This is a genomic window from Herbaspirillum frisingense, assembly GCF_047325095.1.
GTDB lineage: Bacteria > Pseudomonadota > Gammaproteobacteria > Burkholderiales > Burkholderiaceae_D > Herbaspirillum > Herbaspirillum frisingense.
The window spans coordinates 3,035,249-3,057,619 of sequence record NZ_CP168558.1; the positions used below are offsets into that span (position 1 = coordinate 3,035,249).

The 22,371-nt window shown below is 64.0% G+C and carries 20 protein-coding genes; 10 read left to right on the forward strand and 10 right to left on the reverse strand.

From position 1 onward, the window contains the following. Positions 1-12: 12 nt before the first annotated feature. Together ACEOAC_RS13985 and ACEOAC_RS13990 are read right to left on the reverse strand one after the other, a co-directional pair. Positions 13-954, reverse strand: a complete 942-nt coding sequence (locus ACEOAC_RS13985) for a LysR substrate-binding domain-containing protein (RefSeq protein ID WP_413445490.1) — start codon at positions 952-954, stop codon at positions 13-15. A gap of 41 nt (positions 955-995) precedes the next feature. After that, positions 996-1,772, reverse strand: coding sequence for a FadR/GntR family transcriptional regulator (locus ACEOAC_RS13990; RefSeq protein ID WP_077237178.1), 777 nt, complete (start codon positions 1,770-1,772; stop codon positions 996-998). A gap of 304 nt (positions 1,773-2,076) precedes the next feature. On the opposite strand from ACEOAC_RS13990, the gene ACEOAC_RS13995 reads away from it, so the two are divergent. From ACEOAC_RS13995 to ACEOAC_RS14005, 3 genes are all read left to right on the forward strand, one after another. Next, a complete protein-coding gene (locus tag ACEOAC_RS13995) occupies positions 2,077-3,510 on the forward strand; it encodes an aldehyde dehydrogenase family protein (protein ID WP_413628412.1) in 1,434 nt (477 codons plus the stop codon). A 228-nt stretch (positions 3,511-3,738) separates the two neighbouring features. Continuing rightward, positions 3,739-4,497: an SDR family oxidoreductase gene (locus ACEOAC_RS14000; RefSeq protein ID WP_102662579.1), complete on the forward strand. Its 759-nt coding sequence runs from the start codon at positions 3,739-3,741 to the stop codon at positions 4,495-4,497. Positions 4,498-4,635: 138 nt separating this feature from the next. Further along, the gene (locus ACEOAC_RS14005) at positions 4,636-5,943 is read left to right on the forward strand and encodes an MFS transporter (protein ID WP_413445494.1); all 1,308 of its coding nucleotides are present in this window, start codon (positions 4,636-4,638) and stop codon (positions 5,941-5,943) included. 52 nt (positions 5,944-5,995) lie between these two features. On the opposite strand, the gene ACEOAC_RS14010 is transcribed toward ACEOAC_RS14005, so the two are convergent. The 5 genes from ACEOAC_RS14010 to ACEOAC_RS14030 all read right to left on the reverse strand — a co-directional run bounded on the left by ACEOAC_RS14010 (position 5,996) and on the right by ACEOAC_RS14030 (position 10,002). Then, on the reverse strand, positions 5,996-6,277 hold the full coding sequence (locus ACEOAC_RS14010) for a hypothetical protein (protein WP_413445495.1): 282 nt from the start codon (positions 6,275-6,277) through the stop codon (positions 5,996-5,998). A gap of 93 nt (positions 6,278-6,370) precedes the next feature. Beyond that, positions 6,371-7,081: an ABC transporter ATP-binding protein gene (locus tag ACEOAC_RS14015; protein WP_077237174.1), complete on the reverse strand. Its 711-nt coding sequence runs from the start codon at positions 7,079-7,081 to the stop codon at positions 6,371-6,373. Continuing rightward, positions 7,074-7,844, reverse strand: a complete 771-nt coding sequence (locus tag ACEOAC_RS14020) for an ABC transporter ATP-binding protein (protein WP_413628413.1) — start codon at positions 7,842-7,844, stop codon at positions 7,074-7,076. Before ACEOAC_RS14020 ends, ACEOAC_RS14015 begins: the two co-directional genes overlap by 8 nt. After that, a complete protein-coding gene (locus ACEOAC_RS14025; RefSeq protein WP_413628414.1) occupies positions 7,841-9,064 on the reverse strand; it encodes a branched-chain amino acid ABC transporter permease in 1,224 nt (407 codons plus the stop codon). Before ACEOAC_RS14025 ends, ACEOAC_RS14020 begins: the two co-directional genes overlap by 4 nt. Before the next feature lie 2 nt (positions 9,065-9,066). After that, positions 9,067-10,002, reverse strand: coding sequence for a branched-chain amino acid ABC transporter permease (locus ACEOAC_RS14030; RefSeq protein WP_413628415.1), 936 nt, complete (start codon positions 10,000-10,002; stop codon positions 9,067-9,069). Between the two features lie 173 nt (positions 10,003-10,175). Here ACEOAC_RS14030 and ACEOAC_RS14035 point away from each other — a divergent pair, with 173 nt between their 5' ends. The 6 genes from ACEOAC_RS14035 to ACEOAC_RS14060 all read left to right on the forward strand — a co-directional run bounded on the left by ACEOAC_RS14035 (position 10,176) and on the right by ACEOAC_RS14060 (position 15,646). Further along, complete coding sequence (locus ACEOAC_RS14035) at positions 10,176-11,651, forward strand: protein adenylyltransferase SelO (protein WP_413444708.1); 1,476 nt, start codon at positions 10,176-10,178, stop codon at positions 11,649-11,651. 64 nt (positions 11,652-11,715) lie between these two features. Next, a complete protein-coding gene (gene msrB, locus ACEOAC_RS14040; RefSeq protein WP_006712619.1) occupies positions 11,716-12,111 on the forward strand; it encodes a peptide-methionine (R)-S-oxide reductase MsrB in 396 nt (131 codons plus the stop codon). A 134-nt stretch (positions 12,112-12,245) separates the two neighbouring features. Further along, positions 12,246-12,866 carry a septation protein A gene (locus tag ACEOAC_RS14045; protein WP_241813713.1) on the forward strand — a complete coding sequence of 207 codons (621 nt, stop codon included), beginning with the start codon at positions 12,246-12,248 and terminating at the stop codon, positions 12,864-12,866. Then, the gene (locus ACEOAC_RS14050) at positions 12,863-13,147 is read left to right on the forward strand and encodes a BolA family protein (protein ID WP_077237167.1); all 285 of its coding nucleotides are present in this window, start codon (positions 12,863-12,865) and stop codon (positions 13,145-13,147) included. Before ACEOAC_RS14045 ends, ACEOAC_RS14050 begins: the two co-directional genes overlap by 4 nt. Before the next feature lie 91 nt (positions 13,148-13,238). Beyond that, positions 13,239-14,015, forward strand: a complete 777-nt coding sequence (locus ACEOAC_RS14055; protein WP_006712622.1) for a peptidylprolyl isomerase — start codon at positions 13,239-13,241, stop codon at positions 14,013-14,015. Positions 14,016-14,545: 530 nt separating this feature from the next. Further along, positions 14,546-15,646 (forward strand): porin, encoded by a 1,101-nt coding sequence (locus ACEOAC_RS14060; protein ID WP_006712623.1) that lies wholly within the window; start codon positions 14,546-14,548, stop codon positions 15,644-15,646. 195 nt (positions 15,647-15,841) lie between these two features. Here ACEOAC_RS14060 and purL read toward each other — a convergent pair whose 3' ends face one another. After that, a complete protein-coding gene (gene purL, locus ACEOAC_RS14065) occupies positions 15,842-19,867 on the reverse strand; it encodes a phosphoribosylformylglycinamidine synthase (protein WP_413444709.1) in 4,026 nt (1,341 codons plus the stop codon). A gap of 536 nt (positions 19,868-20,403) precedes the next feature. Between purL and ACEOAC_RS14070 the strand changes: the two genes are divergently transcribed. After that, a complete protein-coding gene (locus ACEOAC_RS14070; protein ID WP_413628416.1) occupies positions 20,404-21,657 on the forward strand; it encodes an FAD-dependent oxidoreductase in 1,254 nt (417 codons plus the stop codon). 27 nt (positions 21,658-21,684) lie between these two features. On the opposite strand, the gene ACEOAC_RS14075 is transcribed toward ACEOAC_RS14070, so the two are convergent. Together ACEOAC_RS14075 and ACEOAC_RS14080 are read right to left on the reverse strand one after the other, a co-directional pair. Further along, the gene (locus ACEOAC_RS14075) at positions 21,685-21,972 is read right to left on the reverse strand and encodes a type II toxin-antitoxin system RelE/ParE family toxin (protein ID WP_174616865.1); all 288 of its coding nucleotides are present in this window, start codon (positions 21,970-21,972) and stop codon (positions 21,685-21,687) included. Then, positions 21,972-22,193, reverse strand: coding sequence for a TA system antitoxin ParD family protein (locus tag ACEOAC_RS14080; protein ID WP_039876271.1), 222 nt, complete (start codon positions 22,191-22,193; stop codon positions 21,972-21,974). The genes ACEOAC_RS14075 and ACEOAC_RS14080 overlap by 1 nt, the downstream gene beginning before the upstream one ends. Between the last annotated feature and the right edge of the window lie 178 nt (positions 22,194-22,371).

The window sequence follows — 22,371 nt, forward strand, 5'->3', positions numbered from 1 at the left end:
GTCATTTCGGCTTCATTCACGTTCCAGCACGCGGGTATGCCCCCATTGGCCGGAGCGACACAGCTGGTCGGTCACGTCCAGCACCAGTCGCTCCACGGCCGCCGCTGCGGTGGTCAGGGGGATGTTGCGGGAAGCGCATAAGACCAGGGTGCGCGAGATGGTTTCGCCGGCGATCGCATGGGCCACCATGTCGCCGCGCTCGATGTCGGCCAGCAGCGGCGCCACCGGCAGGATGGTGGCACCGATATCGGCCAGGATGGCCGATTTCAGGATGGCCACTGAATTGATCTCGATGACATTGTCCAGGCTCATGCCCTGGGCACGTACCAGGTTTTCGATGCGCGGGCGCACGCCATGGGCCAGGCCGGGCAGGATCAGCGGTACCTGGATGGCGCGCGCCAGCGGCACGCCCTTGCGCCCGGCCACGCCGTACTGCGACTTGGCGCGGGTGATGTACAGCATCTCTTCCTCGATCATCGGCGTGGCCGCGAACGAGGACAGCTGACCATCATCGAACAGCACCGCCAGGTTGATGCGGCCGGACTTGAGCTGGGTGATGAGGTTGCCGGTCAGTTCCTCGGTCAGTTGCAGCGTGATTTCCGGATAGGTGGAGCGCACCGCGTTCAACAGCGGCAAGGCCAGCGCATTGGACACGCTCTGCGGAATGCCCAGTGCCACGGTGCCCGAGGGTTTGTCGGTGGATTGCGCCACGGCCTGCTTGGCGTCCTGCACCTGCTTGAGGATCGCCAGCGCGTGCTCATAGAAGACCTTGCCGGCATCGGTGGCGATCACACCTTGGGCCGAGCGGTGCAGCAGTTGCGCTTCCATCTCGTCTTCCAGCTGGCGGATCTGCTGGGTCAGCGCCGGCTGGGCGATGTGCAGCACCCGTGCCGCCCGCGAGAGCGAGCCGTGATCGACGATGGCCACGAAGTAGCGCAGTTGGCGTAATTCCATGCGAAGGTTTTCCCTGCTGTCCAGCGAGTTGTCAAATTGTTTTACAGGCCCGGACGACTATTGAACATGCGGGTGCGCGCATTCTCGATGTGGCCCCGCATGGCACGCCGGGCGCCTTCGGCATCCTGCAGCCGGATCAGTTCGAAGATCTGGCGGTGTTCATCCATGGCGTCCTGCGAGCGCTTCCAGGGCGGGATGTGCATCAGGTGGCGCAGCATGTTCACGGCGTGGCTGACATCGTATTCCAGCGTCTTCATCACCTGTACGAAGCGCAGGTTGCCGGTGGCCATGGCGATCGCTTCATGGAAGCCGAAGTCGTAATGGTGGGCGATGCCGCCGACCCGGTTGGCCTCTTCGAAGCCTTCCAGCAGGCGCTCCATCTGGTCCAGGTCCTGCTTGTTGCGACGCAGGGCCGCCATGTAGGCCGATTCGGGTTCCAGCACCAGGCGCAGTTCCAGGCCGTTCATGATGTGACCGATGCGGGTTTCGGGTTCGCCGTCCGGACGTGCCGGAGCCAGACCGGCCTTTTCCTTCACATAGGTCCCGGAACCCCGCAGGGATTCCACCAGCTGGTCCTCCCGCAGCCGGTCCAGCGCCTGCCGCACCACCGGGCGCGAGACCTCGAACAGCGTGGCCAGGTCATTCTCGGAAGGCAGCTTGCTGCCCACTGCGATGCGCCCTTCCACGATGGCATGGAACAAGGTCTCATAGACCCGCTCGGCAAAACGTTCCGGCCGCACCGGACCCAGGCCGGCGGCGGCCAGGCTCAGGAGTTCGCTGGACGCGGCGGGGCGCGCCGGTTTGCTGGGGTTGGGCATCGATACTCCCGGAGACTGAAATGGACGTTGCGCATGGTAGCGGATTTGCCGCCCTTCCCGCCACCCTGGCGATGCAGGCAGTCAGCAAAGTAGTAAATTCAATTGACAGCTTGTTCGCCCTGGCTTAGATTGACTCACCACAAAAAGCAAAACGACTCAGGAGACCAGCCCCTTCCAGGCCAGCCCGCGGACCGTGCGTCCGGGACTGCCCTCGCCCATGCCGCCTGCTGCGTTTTACTTCAGCTTGCTCCACCTGCTTCACTCCAGTTGCGCTTTGCGCTTACCACCCAAGGACAGCACCGCCATGAAACAGCACTTCATCGACAACCGCTGGGTCGCCCCCGCCTCCGGCGAGAGCATCCCCGTCATCGATCCTTCCGACGGCCAGCCCTTCGAGGCCATCGCCCGCGGCAATGCCGCCGACATCGACCGCGCCGTCGGCGCCGCTCGCCGCGCCTATGAGGGCGCCTGGGGCAAGCTGTCGGCGGCCGAGCGCAGCCGCCTGATGATGAAACTGGCCTACAAGCTGCAGGATCACCAGGAAGAACTGGCGCAACTGGAAGGTCGCGATTGCGGCAAGCCGATGAAGCAGGCGCGCGCCGATGCGGCCGCCATCGTGCGCTATTTCGAGTTCTATGCCGGTGCCGCCGACAAGCTGCATGGCGAGACCATTCCCTACCAGGCTGGCTATACGGTACTGACCCTACGCGAGCCGCACGGGGTGACCGGCCATATCGTGCCGTGGAACTACCCGATGCAGATCTTCGGGCGCTGCGTGGGCGGCGCCCTGGCGGCCGGCAATACCTGCGTGGTCAAGCCAGCCGAAGATGCCTGCCTGTCCATCCTGCGGGTGGCCGAGCTGGCCGCCGAGGTGGGTTTCCCGGAGGGTGCGCTCAATATCGTGACCGGTTACGGCCATGAGGCCGGCGACCTGCTGGTCAAGCATCCGGACGTGGACCATGTGTCCTTCACCGGCTCGCCCAACGTGGGCAAGCTGGTGGTGCGCGGCGCGGCCGAGCACCATACGCCGGTCACCCTGGAACTGGGCGGCAAGTCGCCGCAGGTGGTCTTCGAGGATGCCGACATGGAGGCCATGCTGCCGGTGGTGGTCAATGCCATCGTGCAGAACGCCGGCCAGACCTGCTCCGCCGGCAGCCGCCTGCTGGTGCAGCGCGGCGCCTATGAGCAGGTGCTGGAACGGCTGTCGGGACTGTTCTCGCAACTGCGCGTCGGCTCTTCGCAGATGGACCTGGATTGCGGCCCGCTGATCCGCAAGACCCAGCAGGAGCGCGTGGCGGGCTTCCTCGCCGATGCCCGGCGCGACGGCATCCCGCTGGTGGCGCAGGGCGAAGTCGCCCCGGGTGCGCCGGCCAGCGGTTTCTACCAGGCCCCGGCCCTGCTGCGCGATGTGCCCGCGCGTCATCGGCTGGCGCAGGAAGAGGTGTTCGGCCCGGTGCTGGCGGCCATGCCCTTCGAGGATGAGGCCGAGGCCATCGCCCTGGCCAACGGCACCGACTATGGGCTGGTGGCCAGCGTCTGGACCTGCGATGGCGGGCGCCAGATGCGCCTGGCGCGGGCCATCCGCAGCGGCCAGGTGTTCATCAACAACTATGGCGCCGGTGGCGGCGTGGAACTGCCCTTCGGCGGCGTCAAGGCCAGCGGCCACGGGCGTGAAAAAGGCTTCGAGGCGCTCTATGGCTTCACGGTCCTCAAGACCATCGCCATCCGCCACGGTTGATATCGAATCGATGCAACCTGGAGCCCATTTGTATGACGCGACTACCGTTCGTCCTGAGTAGGCCCTTTCAGGGCCGTATCGAAGGCACACCGTCATTACGCCTTCGATACGCGGCTACGCCGCTACTCAGGACGAACGGTGAGCGCATCGCAATCAGGTTCTACCCAATCATGAAAATGCCTAAGCATTTCTAATCATTTCTAATCATTCATTGCCAGGAGACACACCATGCGTTTGCAAGACAAGGTAGCCATCGTCACCGGTGGCGGTTCGGGTTTCGGCGAGGGGATCGCCAAGGCTTACGCCCGTGAAGGCGCGGCCATCGTCGTGGCCGACATCGGCGAGGCCGGTGGCCTGCGGGTGGTCGAGGAGATCAAGCGCGCCGGCGGCAAGGCGGTGTTCGCCCGCGCCGACGTGTCCAAGCGGGCCGACATGGACCAGTTGCTGGCCACCGCCCTGGAACAGTTCGGCAAGCTCGACATCGTCGTCAACAATGCCGGCACCACCCACCGCAACCGCCCCATGCTGGAAGTGGAAGAGGAAGAATTCGACCGTGTCTATGCCGTCAATGTGAAGAGTATCTTCCTCTCGGCCAAGACCTTCGTGCCCTACTTCCGCCAGGTCGGCGGCGGCGCCTTCGTCAACATCGCCTCCACCGCCGGCGTGCGTCCGCGTCCTGGCCTGACCTGGTACAACGGGAGCAAGGGCGCGGTCATCACCACCAGCAAGTCGATGGCGGCCGAACTGGGTCCCGACAAGATCCGCGTGAACTGCGTGAATCCGGTGATCTCGGCCACCGGCCTGCTGGCCGAGTTCATGGGCGTGCCCGACACCCCGGAAAACCGCAAGAAGTTCGTCGCCACCATCCCCATGGGTCGCTTCTCGACCCCCGAGGACATCGCCAACGCCTGCCTCTACCTGGGTTCGGACGAAGCCCAGTTCGTCACCGGCGTGTGCATCGAGGTCGATGGCGGGCGCTGCGTGTAAACACCTTCATGTGCGCGGGGCGATATTGCTTTGACAATCCTGCCCCCGCCACTACAATGCTGGGCACCGTCAGCCGGCCACACAGAAGGGTCGGCGACGTAAAACAACATAACGTCAAAAAATCTACTGGAGCGAGACATGACTTATCAAGCAGGCGCGGCTGCCAACGGCGCACGCGCATCCTTTGAAGACGCCACCTACGCCAAGGTCACCTGGCGCCTGTTGCCCCTGCTGTTCCTGTGCTACGTGGCCTCCTACCTGGACCGGGTCAACGTCGGCTTCGCCAAGCTGCAGATGCTGCAGGACCTGAAGTTCAGCGATACCGTCTACGGCCTGGGCGCGGGCATCTTCTTCCTGGGCTATTTCGTCTTCGAAGTCCCCAGCAACATGATCCTGCACAAGGTCGGGGCGCGCCTGTGGATCGCCCGCATCATGATCACCTGGGGCATCATCTCCGGCGCCATGGCCTACGTGACCACGCCGCAGATGTTCTACATCATGCGTTTCCTGCTGGGGGTGGCCGAGGCCGGCTTCTTCCCGGGCGTGATCCTGTATCTGACCTACTGGTACCCGGCAGCGCGACGCGGCAAGATCACCGCGCTGTTCATGACCGGCATCGCGCTCTCGGGCGTGATCGGTGGCCCGCTCTCGGGCTGGATCATGCATGCCATGCCGGGGGTATGGGGCCATACCGGCTGGCAGTGGATGTTCCTGCTGGAGGCGGTTCCTTCGCTGATCCTGGGGGTGCTGGTGATCCTGTACATGAAGGATCGGATCCGCGATGCCGACTGGCTCAACGAGGAAGAAAAGCACCTGCTGGAAACCAACATCAGCCATGAAGAAAGCCAGAAGGAACACCTTTCCCTGGGCGCCATGTTCTCCAATGGCCGGGTCTGGCTGGGCGCGCTGATCTACTTCTGCTTCGTCATGGGGCTGTACGGCGTGAGCTTCTGGCTGCCGACCATCATCAAGACCACCGGCGTGACCGATCCGCTCAATGTGGGCCTGCTCACGGCCATTCCCTATGCCTTCGCCGCCGCCGCGATGGTGTTGATCGCCCGCAGCGCCGACGCCCGTCGCGAGCGTCGCTGGCACGTGGCCATTCCGGCCTTCCTGGGATGCATCGGCCTGCTGCTGTCCACCGTCTATGACCACAACACCACCCTGGCGATGGCCTCGCTGACGCTGGCCAGCGTCGGCATCCTGACCACGCTGCCGCTGTTCTGGAGCCTGCCGACGGCCTTCCTGTCGGGGACCGCAGCGGCTGCCGGGATTGCGCTGATCAATTCGCTGGGCAACCTGGCCGGTTTCGTCAGCCCCTTCCTGGTGGGCTGGCTCAAGGACACCACCCAGAGCACCAATGCCGGCATGTACGTGCTGGCGGCATCGCTGGTGATCGGCGGTCTGTTGACGCTGACCCTGCCGGCCAAGCTGGTCAACAAGTAATCTGCTTCGCTGAACGCAGAACGGCGGCTCCCTGGAGCCGCCGTTTGTCGTTTCAGGGATGGGAGGACGATTGCGGTTCCAGCAGCTCACGCATGGCCAGCCGGACTACCTCGGCCTGCGTAGCCTGGGGATGGCGCTGGCGCTGCAGCGCCAGCAGGGTCTCCACCCTGCCCCGGTCGCCGTGGCACAGCTCGGTCATGCGGGCGGTCATCTCCAGGTAGCCTTCGGGATCGTGCAGGGGCCGGTCCTCACGGCTGATGTGGCGCAGCCAGGCGCGGTCGGCGGCGAAGAGCGCCAGTACGGCGCAGGACATCAGGATCAGCCAGGGCAGCATGGCAGTCTCATCGGCAGGTAAAGCGGCGATTCTGCCTGCGGGACGGTGTTACCACCATCGACCATGCGGGCAGAACCAGGCGCGTCCTGTCGGCTACAACGCCAGCCACTCCGCTTGCACGGCAGCATCCGCCTCCAGCGCGGCGGGCGTGCCGTGGAAGACCATCTCGCCGCGCCCCATGACATAGACCCGCTGCGACAGGTCCAGGGCGATTGCCTGCTTTTGCTCGATCAGCAGCACCGCCACCTGCCGGCGGCGCAGCAGCGTCAGGTAATGCGCGACCTGCTCCACCATCTGTGGCGAGAGGCCTTCGGTGGGCTCGTCGATGAGCACTAGCGATGGATTGCCCAGCAGCGCGCGGCCCAGTGCCAGCATCTGCTGCTCCCCGCCTGACAGCGATCCGGCCGCGACCTGGCGACGCCTGGCCAGCGCCGGGAACAGCGCATAGACCTCTTCCTCGCGCCAGGCGTCGGCCGGCTGGCGAGCGCCCTGGCGGCCCAGCAGCAGGTTCTGCGCCACGCTCAGGGTGGGAAAGACGTCCCGGCTCTCTGGCACATAAGCCATCCCGCGCCGGGCAATCGCATGGGTGGGCAGACCGGCGATGCTGGCGCCGGCAAAGCGGATGTCGCCGCTGCTGCGCACCAGGCCCATCAGGGCCTTGAGCAAGGTGGAGCGGCCGGCGCCATTGCGCCCGAGGATGCTGACGATTTCTCCCCGTTGCACTTCCAGCGAGACACCCTGCAGCACGTGACTCTGGCCGTACCAGGCCTGCAGGTCGTGGACGCTGAGCAGGGTGTCAGCCATGTCGCCTCCGGTTCAGGTAGAGCGCCTGCACTTCCTGATTGGCGCGGATGCGCTCGGCACTGTCGCAGGCGATGACGCGGCCGTTATCCATCACCACGATGCGGTCGGCCAGGTCGAAGACTACCTGCATGTCGTGTTCCACCATCAGCAGGGTCTTGCCCACCGTGACTTCGCGGATCAGCGCCACCATCGCCGTGCTCTCCGCCCGGCTCATGCCCGCCGTGGGTTCGTCCAGCAGGATCACGGCGGCATCGGCGGCAATGGTGACGGCCAGTTCCAGGGCACGCTGCTCGGCGTAGCTCAGTTCGCCTGCCGGCACCTGCGCGCGCGCGCCCAGCCCGACGCGCTCCAGCACCGCCTGGGCACGGGCGCTGGCGTCGTGCAATTGACCGAGGCGGCGCCAGAAGGCGTAGCGATAACCGAGCGTCCACAACAGGGCGCAGCGCACGTTCTCGAACGCGGTCAGGCGCGGGAAGAGGCTCGTGATCTGGAAGCTGCGCGCCAGCCCCAGGCGATTGATCTGCTGTGGCGAGCACTGCGTGATGTCCCGCCCGTACAGCAGCACGCGCCCGCTATCAGCCCGATAACGGCCCGACACCAGGTTGAACAGGCTGGACTTGCCGGCCCCGTTGGGCCCGATCAATGCGCAGCGCTCACCGGGATGCAACTGCAGGTCCACGCCGCGCAGGATCGGGCTGCCTTCGAAGGCCTTGGTCAGGCCCTGCATCTCCAGGGAAAACGGCGCAGTCATCGGTGCAGTCATCGGCCCGCCCCCTGTCGGCGCCAGAGGGTCAGCGCCGTGGCGCCGGCCGCGATGAGCATGGCGGCGGTGATCCAGGGCAGCGGCGCATGCACATCGATGGTCCCGCCCCACCACTGCAGGGGCGCCGCGCCATCGCTGCCTTCGGCCAGGCTGCCCAGGCTGGCCTGATAGGCCATCTCGGTGGCCAGCACCGCGCCAGCCAGCGTGACCAGTGCTGCCAGCAGCCAGCTGGCCAGACGCCACACCAGGCGCCGGTCGAAGGCGCCGTCGCGCCAGGTGCGCCAGCCGCGGTCGATCAGGCTGGCAAGGCCGCCCGGGGTGGTCATGACGATCAGGATGAAGAAGGCACCCAGATAGAACTGCCAGGCCTGGGTATAGGCCGACAGCCAGGACGAGAACAGCACGCCGACCACGCCGCCGACGATGGGGCCATAGAAATAGGCGGTGCCGCCGATGAAGGTGAACAGCAGGATGGCACCGGAGCGCAGCGCGCCCACGTATTCGGCGCTGACGATCTCGAAATTGATGGCCGACAGCCCGCCCGAGACGCCGGCAAAGAAGGCCGACAGGATCAGCGCCAGGTAGCGCACCCGCTGCGGATCGTAGCCGATGAAGGCGGCGCGTTCCGGGTTGTCGCGCACGGCATTGAGGATGCGTCCCAGCGGCGTGTGGCGCAGCGCGCAGATGGCGATGGCGCAGACCAGCAGCCAGCCGGCGATGAGGTAATAGACCTGGATCTGCGGCCCGTAGCTGATGCCCAGCACCGGCGCGCCGATGACCCGGTTGCCGGAGATGCCACCCTCGCCACCGAAGACCTCGGGCAACATCAGCACGCAGGCCGAGACCAGCTCCACCAGCCCCAGCGTGATCATGGCAAAGGTGGTGCCGGCGCGGCGCGTGGTGGGATAGCCCAGTACGACGCCGCACAACGCGCCGGTGAGGCCGCCCGCCAGCGGGACCAGCGTCAGCGGGAAGGCCAGCGCACCCTCGCTCATGCGGTTCATCAGATGGATCGCGCCGAAGGCGCCCAGTCCCGAATACACTGCGTGGCCGAAGGAAAGCATGCCGCCCTCGCCCAGCAGCATGTTGTAGGACAGGCAGAGCAAGACCATCGTCCCCATCTGCGAGAGCAGCGACAGGGCCGCGCTTTGCGGGAACACCAGCGGTGCCGCCAGCAGGAGCAGGGCCAGGCCCAGCCAGGGCAGGACGATACGCTTCATGCTCAGCCCTCCCGCTTGCCCATGAGCCCCTTGGGGCGTACCACCAGCATCACCACCAGCAGCAGATAGGGCAGCACCGGCGCCACCTGGGCCAGCGTCAGGCGCACCAGCGGCGCCAGCGCACTGCCGCTGGGGACCTGCACGCCCAGACTGGCCAGGGACACGTCCAGCGCCACCGCGAAGGTCTGCATCAGGCCGATCAGCAGCGAGGTGATGAAGGCCCCGGCCAGCGAACCCAGCCCGCCTACCACCACCACCACAAAGATGATGCTGCCCACGGCCGCTGCCATGCCCGGCTCGGTGACGAAGGCATTGCCGCCGATCACCCCCGCCAGTGCGGCCAGCGCGCAACCGCCGCCGAACACCAGCATGAACACGCGCGGCACGTTATGCCCCAGGGCCTCGGCCATCTGCGGGTGTGTCAGCGCCGCCTGGATCAGCAGGCCGATGCGGGTATGGCGCAGCAGCAGCCACAAGGCCAGCAGCATGAGCGCCGCCACCAGCAGCATGAAGCCGCGGTAGATGGGGAAACTGGTCGAATAGAGGGTGAAGAGCGTGCCATCGAGTTCCGGCGGGATGCGGTAAGGCACCGGCGAGCGGCCCCACACCAGTTGCACCAGCTCCACCACCAGATAGGACAGGCCGAAGGTGAACAGTAATTCCGGGACGTGGCCATAGCGGTGAACGATGCGCAGGCCGTAATGCTCCACCAGCGCACCGGCCATGCCCACCAGCAGGGGCGCGATCAGCAGCGCCGGCCAGAAGCCCAGCACGCCGGCAATCGCATAGGCGACGTACGCCCCAAGCATGTAGAAGCTGGCATGGGCGAAGTTGGGCACGCCCATCATGCTGTAGATCAGCGTCAGGCCCGAGGACAGCAGGAACAGCAGGAAGCCGTAGCCCAGGCCGTTGAGGAAGGTGATCAGCGCGAATTCCAAGTTGCCAGCCTTGCCAGGGATGCGGTGGGTTCAAGAGGAGTCGGACGGGGTCAGACAGCGTCGAGGCGCCGGATCGAGCGCGGCCGGACGCAAAAGTGGAGCGATCCTATGGGATTCGCGCTTCTCTGTCAAAATAGCGGATTGCGGCCCGCTTTGGGCCTCACAGGCTGCCTATGACCCATCCATATCTGCTTTCGCCGCTAGGCAACGGCTTTGCCGCCCTGCCCCCGGCCTTCTACACCCGGCTGCAACCGACGCCCCTGCCCGATCCCTACCTGGTCGGTTTCAGCGACGAGGCCGCTGCCACCATCGGACTGGCCCGCCCGGCACCGGAGGACCGCGGTTTTCTCGACATCTTCGCCGGCAACCAGCTGGCACCGGGCTCGCACCCGCTGTCGGCAGTCTATTCGGGCCATCAGTTCGGCGTCTGGGCCGGTCAATTGGGCGATGGGCGCGCCATCACCCTGGGCGACCTGCCGGCAGCCACCGGCCAGGGACGCATCGAACTGCAGCTCAAGGGTGCCGGCAAGACGCCCTACTCCCGCATGGGCGACGGCCGTGCCGTGCTGCGCTCCTCGATCCGCGAATTCCTCTGTTCGGAAGCCATGGCGGCGCTGGGCATCCCCACCACCCGCGCCCTGACCGTGATCGGTTCGGACCAGCGCGTGCAGCGCGAAACCGCCGAGACCGCAGCGGTGGTGACCCGCATGGCCCCCAGCTTCATCCGCTTCGGCTCGTTCGAGCATTGGTACTACAACCAGCGTTTCGACGATCTCAAGGTATTGGGCGATGCCGTCCTGGAGCAGTTCTATCCGGAACTATTGCGGGAAGAAAACCCCTACCAGGCCCTGCTGAAGGAAGTCACCCGCCGCACCGCGACGTTGATGGCGCAATGGCAGGCGGTGGGCTTCATGCATGGGGTGATGAATACCGACAACATGTCCATCCTGGGCCTGACGCTGGATTACGGCCCCTTCGGCTTCATGGAAGCCTTCGACGCCCGCCACATCTGCAACCATACCGACAGCCAGGGCCGCTACAGCTACCAGATGCAGCCGCGCATCGGCCAGTGGAACTGCTTTGCACTGGGCCAGGCGATGCTGCCCCTGATCGGTTCGGTGGAGGCCACCGAGGCCGCGCTGGCCGATTACGAGGCCGTGTTCCAGGCGCAGCATGATGCGCTGTTGCATGCCAAGCTGGGATTGCGCACCCAGCGCGCCGACGACAGCCAGTTGATCGAGGCCATGTTCGCCCTGCTGCAGACCGGTCATGTCGATTTCACACTGTTCTTCCGCCGCCTGGGCGACTTGCAGATCGACAATGCAGCCAACGACGAGCCGCTGCGCGACCTTTTCATCGATCGCCCCGCCTTCGATGCCTGGGCCACGCAATACCGCGCCCGCCTGCGCATCGAGGGCAGCGACGACGCCGGCCGCCGCCTTGCAATGCATGCGGTCAACCCCAAATACGTGCTACGCAATTACCTCGCCCAGGTCGCCATCGACAAGGCGCAACAGAAGGATTTCACCGAGGTGGCGCGCCTGCAGACCATCCTGCGCCATCCCTTCGACGAGCAGCCTGAATTCGACCGCTATGCCGACCTGCCACCCGACTGGGCCAGCCATCTGGAAGTGAGCTGTTCTTCCTGAACGGCCATTCATTCCGCTAATACAGTTAATGCCGGCATCGCCCGTCATCACCAAGGAGCCAAGCATGACCCAACGAGTAGAAAAGACCGAAGCCCAATGGCGCGAGCAACTTGACCCCGTGCAATACCAGGTCACCCGCGAAGCCGCCACCGAGCGCGCCTTCACCGGCCGTTACTGGGATCACCACGAGGCCGGGACCTACACCTGCGTGTGCTGTGACACGCCGCTGTTCACCTCGGATGCCAAGTTCGACTCCGGCTGCGGCTGGCCGAGCTACTTCGAGCCCATCGATCCGGCCAACGTACGCGAGAAAGTGGACCGCAGTTATGGCATGATTCGCACCGAGATCATCTGCAACGTCTGCGACGCCCACCTGGGCCACGTCTTCCCGGATGGCCCGCCGCCGACCGGACTGCGTTATTGCATCAACTCGGCTTCGCTGCGTTTCGACCCGGCGTAAGCCTGGCGGCCCGCGCTGCACCGCCTGCAATACATGCGACACATGCAACACATGTAGCACGGGCAGCACGGGCAGCACGGGCCGGATGATCGCCGATCAACCGTTTTACTGACTTTTCCTGAAGAAGCCAACCGATGAAGTTCCTGTTCGACCTGTTCCCCGTCATCCTGTTTTTCGGTGTCTTCAAATGGGCCGAAGGCCATCCCTCGGCCGCCCAGGACCTGGTGATGCAATACCTGGGCGGCGCCATGTCGGCCGGTGCCGTCACCGCCACCCAGGCACCGATCCTGCTGTCTACCGCCGTGGCCATCATCGCCTCGCTGGGCCAGATCGCCTGGCTGCTGCTGCGCCGTCGCAAGGTGGATGGCATGTTGTGGGTGTCGCTGGCCATCATCGTGGTCTTCGGTGGCGCCACCATCTATTTCCGTGACGATACCTTCATCAAGTGGAAGCCGACCATCCTGTACTGGGCCTTCGGCCTGGCCCTGCTGGTGTCGCAACTGTTCATGAAGAAGAACCTGATCCGCGTCATGATGGAAAAGCAGGTCAGCCTGCCCGAAGCCATCTGGCCGCGCCTGAACCTGGCCTGGATCGTGTTCTTCGCCGTCATGGGCGTGCTCAATCTCTACATCGCCTTCAACTATGCCCTCGACACCTGGGTCAACTTCAAGATGTTCGGCAGCATGGGCCTGATGTTTGCCTTCATCATCGGCCAGAGCCTGTTCCTGTCGAAGTACATGAAGGATGCCGAATGAGTGGCGCCGATACCCGTGCAGACCGCATTCGTTCACGTCTGACTGCAACTTTCTCGCCAGCCGAATGTCTGGTCGAAGATGAGTCTGCCCAGCATGCCGGACATGCCGGTGCAGCCTCGGGCGGAGGACATTACAGGATCCGCCTGGTTTCAGACTTGTTCGAGGGCAAAAATCGGTTGAACCGCCATCGGCTGGTGTATGATTGCCTGTCCGACCTGATGCAGCAGGAGATCCATGCGCTGGCCATAGTGGCGCTCTCCCCGTCAGAGGCAAAGAACTGAGACCAAGAACAAAGACCGACGCCTGCTTATCAAGCCCCCTCCTGTTTTTTTCTCCGTTTTGATTCATTCCTTTCTTTTCTAGGATTCAACAATGACATTCAAACCCGCTCGTCTGCTGGTGCTGCTGTTCGCAATTGCTTCCATCCCGGCCTTCGCCCAAAACCTGGCCGTCGTCAACGGCAAGGCGATTCCGTCCTCCCGCGCCGAACTGATGGTCAAGCAGATGACTGCGCAAGGCCAGCCTGATAGCCCGCAACTGCGCGGCGCCATCAAGGAAGAGCTGATCAACCGTGAAATCCTGATGCAGGAAGCCGACAAGCAAGGCCTGGCCAACAGCACCGACGTCAAGAACCAGCTGGAACTGGCCCGCCAGTCCATCGTGATCCGCGCCCTGATCGCCGACTACCTGAAGAAGAACCCGGTGTCGGACGCCGACATCAAGGCTGAATACGACAAGTTCAAGGCCCAGGCCGGCGACAAGGAATACCACGCCCGCCACATCCTGGTGGACAAGAAGGAAGACGCCGAAGCCATCATCGCCAAGCTGAAGGCCGGCACCAAGTTCGAAGACCTGGCCAAGCAATCCAAGGACACTGGTTCGGCAGCCAACGGTGGCGATCTGGACTGGGCCAGCCCGGCCTCCTTCGTCAAGCCGTTCTCCGACGCCATGGTGGCCCTGAAGAAGGGTGACATCACCCAGACTCCGGTGCAGACCCAGTTCGGCTGGCATGTGATCAAGCTGGAAGATGTGCGCGCTGCCAAGGTCCCGACCCTGGAGGAAGTCAAGCCGCAGATCGCTGAAGCCCTGCAACAGAAGAAGCTGCAGGCCTATCAGGAACAACTGCGCGCCAAGGCCAAGGTGCAATAAGTCCCTCCCGCCTGCGCAGCCCGAGTGGCTGAAGGAAGACCCAGGTCTTCCAGCGCCCTCCACCGACATGCCCGGACAAGGTTTCCTTGCCGGGCATGTTGCTTTTTAGCTACGAATTAACGCACAACTCATGCGGTAGCCGTCAAAAAAAAAACGTCCAAATCCTTCGCAATTTCTCCAAAAAGCGTCTTTTTGATGCCTTCCCGCCCTACGGGAACACTATCTTCTGCGTCATAGTGAAGATTTATTCTTATAAAAGATTTATCCAATAAATTTTTTATAAACATATAAATTCACTAAATAATTAAAAAAGAAGAATAAACCTGCACCATTTTGCGCAATTTACGAACCATCGTTCTGATATTCTTCGTCCCTGTTCCAAATAGGGACAGGCTGCGAATCGCCACGGGAGCAGGAAGCAAGGGAGTCCTGGTTCGCAGCCAAGAAAAAGGTGTTTCGGGGAGAAGCACACAAGGCCGATCCACGACGCCATCAACAACACAACATTCGTGCTTTCAGGAGAGATACCTATGAAGAAGAGTTCCATGCTGCTGCTGGCAGCCGGCCTGACCACCGGCGGCGCCGCGTTTGCCCAATCCACCGTGACCATCTATGGCATCGTCGATACCAGCATCCGCTATCTGAGCAGCGACAATGCGCAGGGCAACAGCAACGTGCGCATGGATAACGGCGCCATCGCCAACAGCCGTCTGGGCTTCAAGGGTACCGAAGACCTCGGTGGCGGCCTGAAGGCCATGTTCCAGCTGGAAAACGGCTTCAACGGTGACACCGGCGGCATGAGCCAAGCCAACACCATCTTCAACCGTCAATCCTGGGTTGGCCTGGGTGGCAGCTTCGGCAAGGTGTCCATCGGCCGTCAGAACACGCCCCTGTTCGACCTGATGGCTGACCACTTCGACCCGCTGACCGTCGGTAACTACGACAGCAACTCCTGGCTGCCGGCTGCTGGTACCCTGGTGCGCAACAGCAACATGATCAAGTACTACGGCAGCTTCAGTGGCTTCAACGTCGGCCTGTCCTACGCCGCTGGCGAACAAGCCGGTTCGGCCCGCCGTGGCAGCCAGATCAGCAGCTCGCTGCAATACACCACCGGCCCGTTCTCGGTCGGCGGCGGCTGGCAGCAAACCGTGAGCGCCACCAACAGCGACAACAAGGACACCACCTACAACCTGTCGGCGTCCTACAAGATCGGCGCAGCCAAGCTGTTCGGCGGCTACTACAACATCAAGGACAGCACCGGCACCACCGCTGCCTACATGGCCATGAGCAACAGCACCGCCTCGGCGGGCGGCATCGCTGGCGTGCAACGCAAGGACAAGGGTTACTTCCTGGGTACTTCCTACCAGGCAACCGCCGCCCTGTCCCTGACTGGCGCCTTCTACTACGACAAGAGCCAGAACGCCTCGGTCGCAGGCGTGGGCAATGTCGGCGACGGCAAGCGTTACGCCGTGGTGGCCTGGGCGGACTATGCGCTGTCCAAGCGTACCCAGCTGTACACCATCGTGGACTACAACAAGGCCAAGGACGCAGCCCGCTACGAGCTGACCGGCCAGGCCGCCGGCAAGGACAACGTCACCACCCTGGGTGTTGGCATTCGTCACATCTTCTGATCCGGGCGTGAAGGCGCTCTCCCTCGGGAGAGCGTGCTAACAACGGGAAGCATTCAGAAAGCAGAAAGAAAAAGCGCAGTTCCGAAAGGAACTGCGCTTTTTTTCGCCTGTACTGTCTGACCAGTCCCGGATCACCCACCAGCAGGGCAACCCGGACTCCGTCACGCGTCCGGCATCATGTCGTCAGATCGACGATCAGCCCACCCACTTGCGCGCATTACGGAACATGCGCATCCACGGCGAATCCTCGCCCCAGGTATCCGGGTGCCAGGATTGGGTCACGGTGCGGAACACGCGTTCGGCGTGCGGCATCAGGACCGTGAAGCGGCCGTCCGGAGTGGTCACCGAGGTGATGCCCTGGGGCGAGCCGTTCGGGTTGAACGGATAGGCTTCGGTGGCTGCACCGCGATGGTCGACGTAGCGCATGGCGATGATGGCCTTGTCGATGTCGCCGGTCTGCGAGAAGTCGGCAAAACCTTCGCCGTGGGCGGTGGCGATCGGCGCCTGGGTGCCGGCCATGCCCTGCATGAAGATGGACGGCGAATCGGCTACTTCCACCATCACGAAACGCGCCTCGAACTGCTCGGACTTGTTGCGGGTGAACTTGGGCCAGGCTTCGGCGCCCGGGATCATGGACTTCAGGTTACTCATCATCTGGCAGCCGTTGCAGATCCCCAGCGAGAAGGTGTCCTGGCGCTGGAAGAAGCGCGAGAACTGCTCGGCCAGCTGGGCATTGAACAGGATGGTCTTGGCCCAACCTTCGCCGGCACCCAGCACGTCACCATAGGAGAAGCCGCCAACAGCAATGAAGCCCTTGAAGTCATCCAGCTTGGCGCGGTTGGCGATCAGGTCGCTCATGTGCACGTCCACGGCGGTGAAGCCGGCCTTGTGCATGGCGTAGGCGGTCTCGATGTGCGAGTTCACGCCCTGCTCGCGCAGGATGGCGACCTTGGGACGGGCAGCAGCCCCCAGCGACAGGTAGGGTGCGGCGATGTCTTCCTGCGGGTCGAAGCTCAGCTTGGGCGTCATGCCGGGGTCGGCGGCGTCCAGCAGGCGCTCGTATTCGGCATCGGCACAGGCCGGGTTGTCGCGCAGGCGGGCGATGCGCCAGCTGGTCTCGCTCCAGGTGCGGTGCAGCTCGGCACGCGGCTGGCTGTAGATGTTCTTGGCGTCGCGCATGAACTCGACCACGTCGCGGTCGTTGGGCTTGCCGATGATGTGGCTGCAGGCGCCCAGATTGTAGCTGCGCAGCACGTTCATGACATCCGACTTCTGCTCCGCCGGGACCTGGATCACGGCGCCCAGCTCTTCGCTGAACAGTGCACGCAGGGTCAGTTCATTGCGGCGCTCGGCCACTTGCGTGGTCCAGTTCTTGGAATCGCCCCAGTCGGCGGCATGCTCGCCTTCCATGGTCAGGATGTCGAGGTTGACCGAGATGCCGGTGTGGCCGGCAAAGGCCATTTCCACCAGGGTGCCATACAGGCCGCCATCGGAACGGTCATGGTAGGCCAGCAGACGCTCTTCGGAGTTCAGTTGCTGGATGGCGTTGAAGAAGGCCTTCAGGTCCTCCGCGCTATCCACGTCCGGGGTCTCGTTGCCGATCTGCTGCATGACTTGCGTCAGGGCCGAGGCGCCCATACGGTTCTTGCCGCGACCCAGGTCGATCAGGATCAGGACGGTCTCGCCCTTGTCCTTGCGCAGTTGCGGCGTGAGCACGCGGCGCACGTCGGTCACCGGGGCGAACGAGGAGACGATCAGCGACACCGGCGAGGTCACCGACTTGGCGCCCTCTTCGTCGCTCCAGGTGCTGCGCATGGACAGCGAGTCCTTGCCCACGGGGATGGACACGCCCAGCGCCGGGCACAGCTCCATGCCGACGGCCTTGACGGTGTCGAACAGGGCGGCATCCTGGCCGGGCTGGCCGCAGGCTGCCATCCAGTTGGCCGACAACTTGATGTCGCCGATCTCGGCGATCGGGGCGGCGGCGATGTTGGTGATGGCTTCGCCGACAGCCATACGGCCCGAGGCCGGGGCGTCGATCACGGCCAGCGGAGTGCGTTCGCCCATGGCCATGGCCTCGCCGCGATAACCTTCCAGGCCCATGGCCGTCACGGCCACGTCAGCCACCGGCACCTGCCAGGGACCGACCATCTGGTCGCGCACGGTCATGGCGCCCACGCTACGGTCACCAATGGTGATCAGGAAGGACTTGTCGGCCACGGCCGGCAGGCGCAGCACGCGCTGGGCCACCTCCACCAGGTCCATGCCGGTCAGGTCCACCGGCGGCAGTTGCTTCTCGACGTGCGTCACATCGCGGTGCATCTTGGGTGGCTTGCCCAGCAGCACGTCCATGGGCATGTCCACGGGGCTGTTGTTGTGTTCGGGGTCGATCACCTTCAACTGGCGCTCTTCGGTGGCGGTACCGACCACAGCGAAGGGCGCGCGCTCGCGCTCGCACAGGTATTTGAAGAGGTCCAGGTGTTCCGGCAGGATGGCCAGCACGTAGCGTTCCTGGGACTCGTTGCTCCAGATCTCGCGCGGAGCCAGGCCGCTTTCTTCCAGCGGTACCTTGCGCAAGTCGAACAGGGCGCCGCGCTTGGCGTCGTTGGTAATTTCCGGGAAGGCGTTGGACAGACCGCCCGCACCCACGTCGTGGATGGACTGGATGGGGTTCTCGTCACCCAGCGCCCAGCAGGCGTTGATGACTTCCTGGGCGCGACGCTCCATTTCCGGGTTGCCGCGCTGGACCGAGTCGAAGTCCAGGTCGGCGGTGTTCACGCCGGTGGCCATCGAGGAAGCGGCACCGCCGCCCATGCCGATGCGCATGCCGGGGCCACCCAGCTGGATCAGCAGGCTGCCCACCGGCAGGTCGTTCTTCCTGGTGTGCTTGGCCGAGATATTGCCCATGCCGCCAGCGATCATGATGGGCTTGTGGTAACCCATCACCTGGCCGCCCACGTTCTGTTCGTAGGTACGGAAGTAGCCGCCCAGGTTGGGACGGCCGAATTCATTATTGAAGGCCGCGCCACCCAGCGGGCCGTCGATCATGATCTGCAGCGGCGAGGCGATGCGCTCGGGCTTGCCGTAGATACCGCCCTGGGCGTGGGCGTCGCGCTCGGCGGCCGGCTGGGCCACGTCACGGGCGTTTTCCCAGGGCTGCACGGCGTGGGTCACCATCAGGTTGGAAACGGTGAAACCGGTCAGGCCGGCCTTGGGCTTGGCACCACGGCCGGTCGCGCCTTCGTCGCGGATTTCACCGCCGGCGCCAGTGGAGGCACCGGGGAACGGCGAGATCGCGGTCGGGTGGTTGTGGGTTTCCACCTTCATCAGGATGTGGGTCAGCTCTTCCGAAGCTTCGTAGACGTTGCCCTTGGTAGCGCCGCGCTGGTAGAAGCGCGAGATGCTGGCGCCCTCGATGACGGAAGAATTGTCCGAGTACGCCACCACGGTGCCCTTGGGCGCCAGCTGGTGGGTGTTGCGGATCATGCCGAACAGGGACTTGTCCTGCACCTGGCCGTCGATGGTCCAGTCGGCGTTGAAGATCTTGTGGCGGCAGTGCTCGCTGTTGGCCTGGGCGAACATCATCAGTTCGACATCGGTCGGATTGCGCTGCGCCTTGGTGAAGGCTGCCACCAGGTAATCGATCTCGTCATCCGACAGGGCCAGGCCCAGCTCGGTATTGGCTGCTTCCAGGGCGGCACGGCCGCCGCCGATGACATCCACGCTCTCCAGCGGACGGGCCTGCAGTTCGGAGAACAGGCCGGCCGCTTCCTGCGGATTGCGCAGCACCGTCTCGGTCATGCGGTCATGCAGCAGCGCGGCCACGGCCGGCAGGCTGGCTTCATTGAGCTTCTTGGCGCCGCCCAGCAGACCGGTCTTGACCTGCACGCGGAAGATGATGCCGCGCTCGACCCGGTGGATGTGGCTCATGCCGCAGTTGCGCACGATGTCGGTGGCCTTGCTGGCCCATGGCGAAATGGTGCCGAAACGCGGGATCACCACGAAGGCATCGCCCTCGTCGCTGCCGTTGAAGGGATCGCCGTAGGTCAGCAGGCCGTTCAGGCGTGCCTCATCCTCCTGGGTCAATGCCTGCTGAGCATCGACGAAGTGCAGGTAGCGGCCGGATACGCCGGTAATGGCGGCGTCCACTGCTTGCAATTGGGTCAAAAGGCGTTGGGTACGGAAAGCGGAAAGGGCATTGGAGCCCGGCAGGATCAGCATGGCGAGGTCGAGGCAGTTAGCTTGAATCGGGAAAACCGTCGCAGCATCGCGGCAGGGACCGGTCCACCGACACCGGCCGCACCCTCGGATGTTGCACCGCACTAGGTAAAAACGTGCAGTTTCGGGTACGGCGGACTGATGGATCGTGCGCGCGTTTGCTGGCAGAGCCGGCATTATACAGTGGACGCCGGTCCCCGTCCCAGGCAAAGCGAGCAGTTGGCTGCGCTAGCCGACCACGTCCCGGGTCTCGCCGGCTGCCCGTGGGGACATCTGGGGACATCCGTGTCATCGGTCGCCCGGCGCCGTGCGTTGTCCTTGGAAGCAAGCAGATTGTCCTATGGTGATGGCCAGAATGTGGCTTTGCGGCAATATCCGAACGACAAGGAAATTTCGCGGTATCATTCGGCCCGCATCGGAAACGGCCTGCCGCCACTGCGCGCACAGGCCACGCGGCGCGGCAGGCAGCCCGCGGCACACCAGCATGCAGAACCGATGACCATGACCACAGCGGCCCGGCCGCTTCCAAGACGAACAGAGTGAACAGCACACATCGACAGATCGCCGTCATCGGCGGGGGACTTTCAGGGATTTGCAGCGCCTACTTCCTGGCCGCCAAGGGCTACCAGGTGGCCGTCATCGAGCGCCGCGCGCATGTGGCCGAGGAAGCCACCTTCGGCGACTCCGGCCTGCTGGCGCCCGGCAGGGTCAGGGGCATGGCCACCTTTGCCTGCCGTTTCCAGGACGAGCCACGGGTGCTGCTGGCCTCGGGTGCCGACTTCGGCCGGCGCCGCTGGATGCGCCAGACGCGCCAGGCACAACAGCACGAGTTCGCCGAGAACAAGCTGCGGCTGTCGCGCCTGTCGGCCTACGGCCAGGGCCTGACTCTGCAATTGCAGGCGCACCACAACATGGAGCACGAAAACGGCAACGGTGTACTCCACCTGTTCCGCCAGCCGGCCGAGGCGGCGCGCATGCCCCACCTGCAGGAAGCCGCCCAGCAATGCGAGTTCAAGCACCAGGCCCTGGATGCAACGGCGATCCGCACCCTGGAGCCGGCCTTTTCCTCGGAGGCCAAGCTGGCCGGCGCGCTCTACTACCCCGACGACATGGCCGGCAATTGCGTGCTGTTTGCCAAGCAGATGCGCAATGCCGCGCAGGAGCTGGGGGTGAGCTTCCATTTCGATTCCACCGTCCGGACCTTGAGCGCCGACTTCGGCGGTCGCGTTTCCTTGCTGCTGGAGTCACCCCATCTGGCCTCGCACATGCAGGTCGACGCCGTGGTGGTAGCCGCCGGCATGTCCAGCGCCCGGTTGCTGCAGCCGCTGGACACGGTGCTCCCTTTGCGGGCGCTGCAAAGCTATTCGGCGCTGGTGCCGGTCAAGAATCCGGACGATGCGCCCAGCATGGCGCTCTACGACGACAGCTACAAGGTTGCCATGACACGACTGGGCGGACGCATACGCATCAGTGGCCTGCTGGGCTTCGTGCCGCCCTCGCAGACGCTGCCGCCCAAGGCTCTGCGCAACCTGCTCAAGATCGCCGGTGACTACTACCCCAATGCCGCCAACTACAACCAGGCCCATTTCTGGAGCAATACCATGGCCCTGCTGCCGCATGGCCTGCCGGTACTGGGTCCGACGCGGCAGGGCAATGTCTTCGTCAACGTCGGTCACGGCGCCACGGGCTGGGCCGCCACGGTGGGCTCGGCACGCCTGCTGAGCGACCTGATGGCCGGCGAGGAACCGGAAATCCCGACCGACGGACTGCTGCCGCGCGATCTGCTGGGCTGACCGCGCCAGAACGAGGTTTAGCGCTTTTTAGCGCTTCATGGCGTCGTAGAAATTTTCATGCGAGCCGAGGCTTAGCAATACAACTTCCTGCGGGCTCTTCTTGTTCGGCTGCAAGCGATACGCCAGCAAGGTTTCTTGCTTGTTGACCTTGAACTTGTAGACGAATACCCCTGCCAGATCGCCTTTTTTTTCTACGCCGATGGCTGGATCGGTGGCAATCGCCATGACGGCCTGGTCAACCACCTTTTTGTCTCTCGCGTGCAGTCTCTTGACGACACGATCAAACGAGGGGGTGCCGAGAATGCTCAACACCATCACACCCCAAAGCGATATTCGGAAAGTTGGCCGGCATCAGCCTCCGCCACCGCCACCAAGGTGCTTTTGATGAACTGAACCGGCAGATCGGGATTGTCTTCGACGGCCTTGCCCAGACGCGCCCAGTATTCAATCTGCTTTGGCACAGAGCGGTGTTCAGCAGCTGCGCGAGGCTTCGCCATATCGACCAGCTCATCCGAAAGTTTCATTGCAATAGCCATATCAGCTCCTTGATATCAGGGTTTTATTGCGCATCACTATGCAACCCTTTGCAACCTTTTGCAACCCCGACCAACATCAGGCCCAACAAGCCCAACAGGCCATCCTCTGCAGCAAGGCATGGCACAGAGCCACCCCGCCCCAGATCCAGCCATCAAGCCCGTTTTTTACGACGTCCTG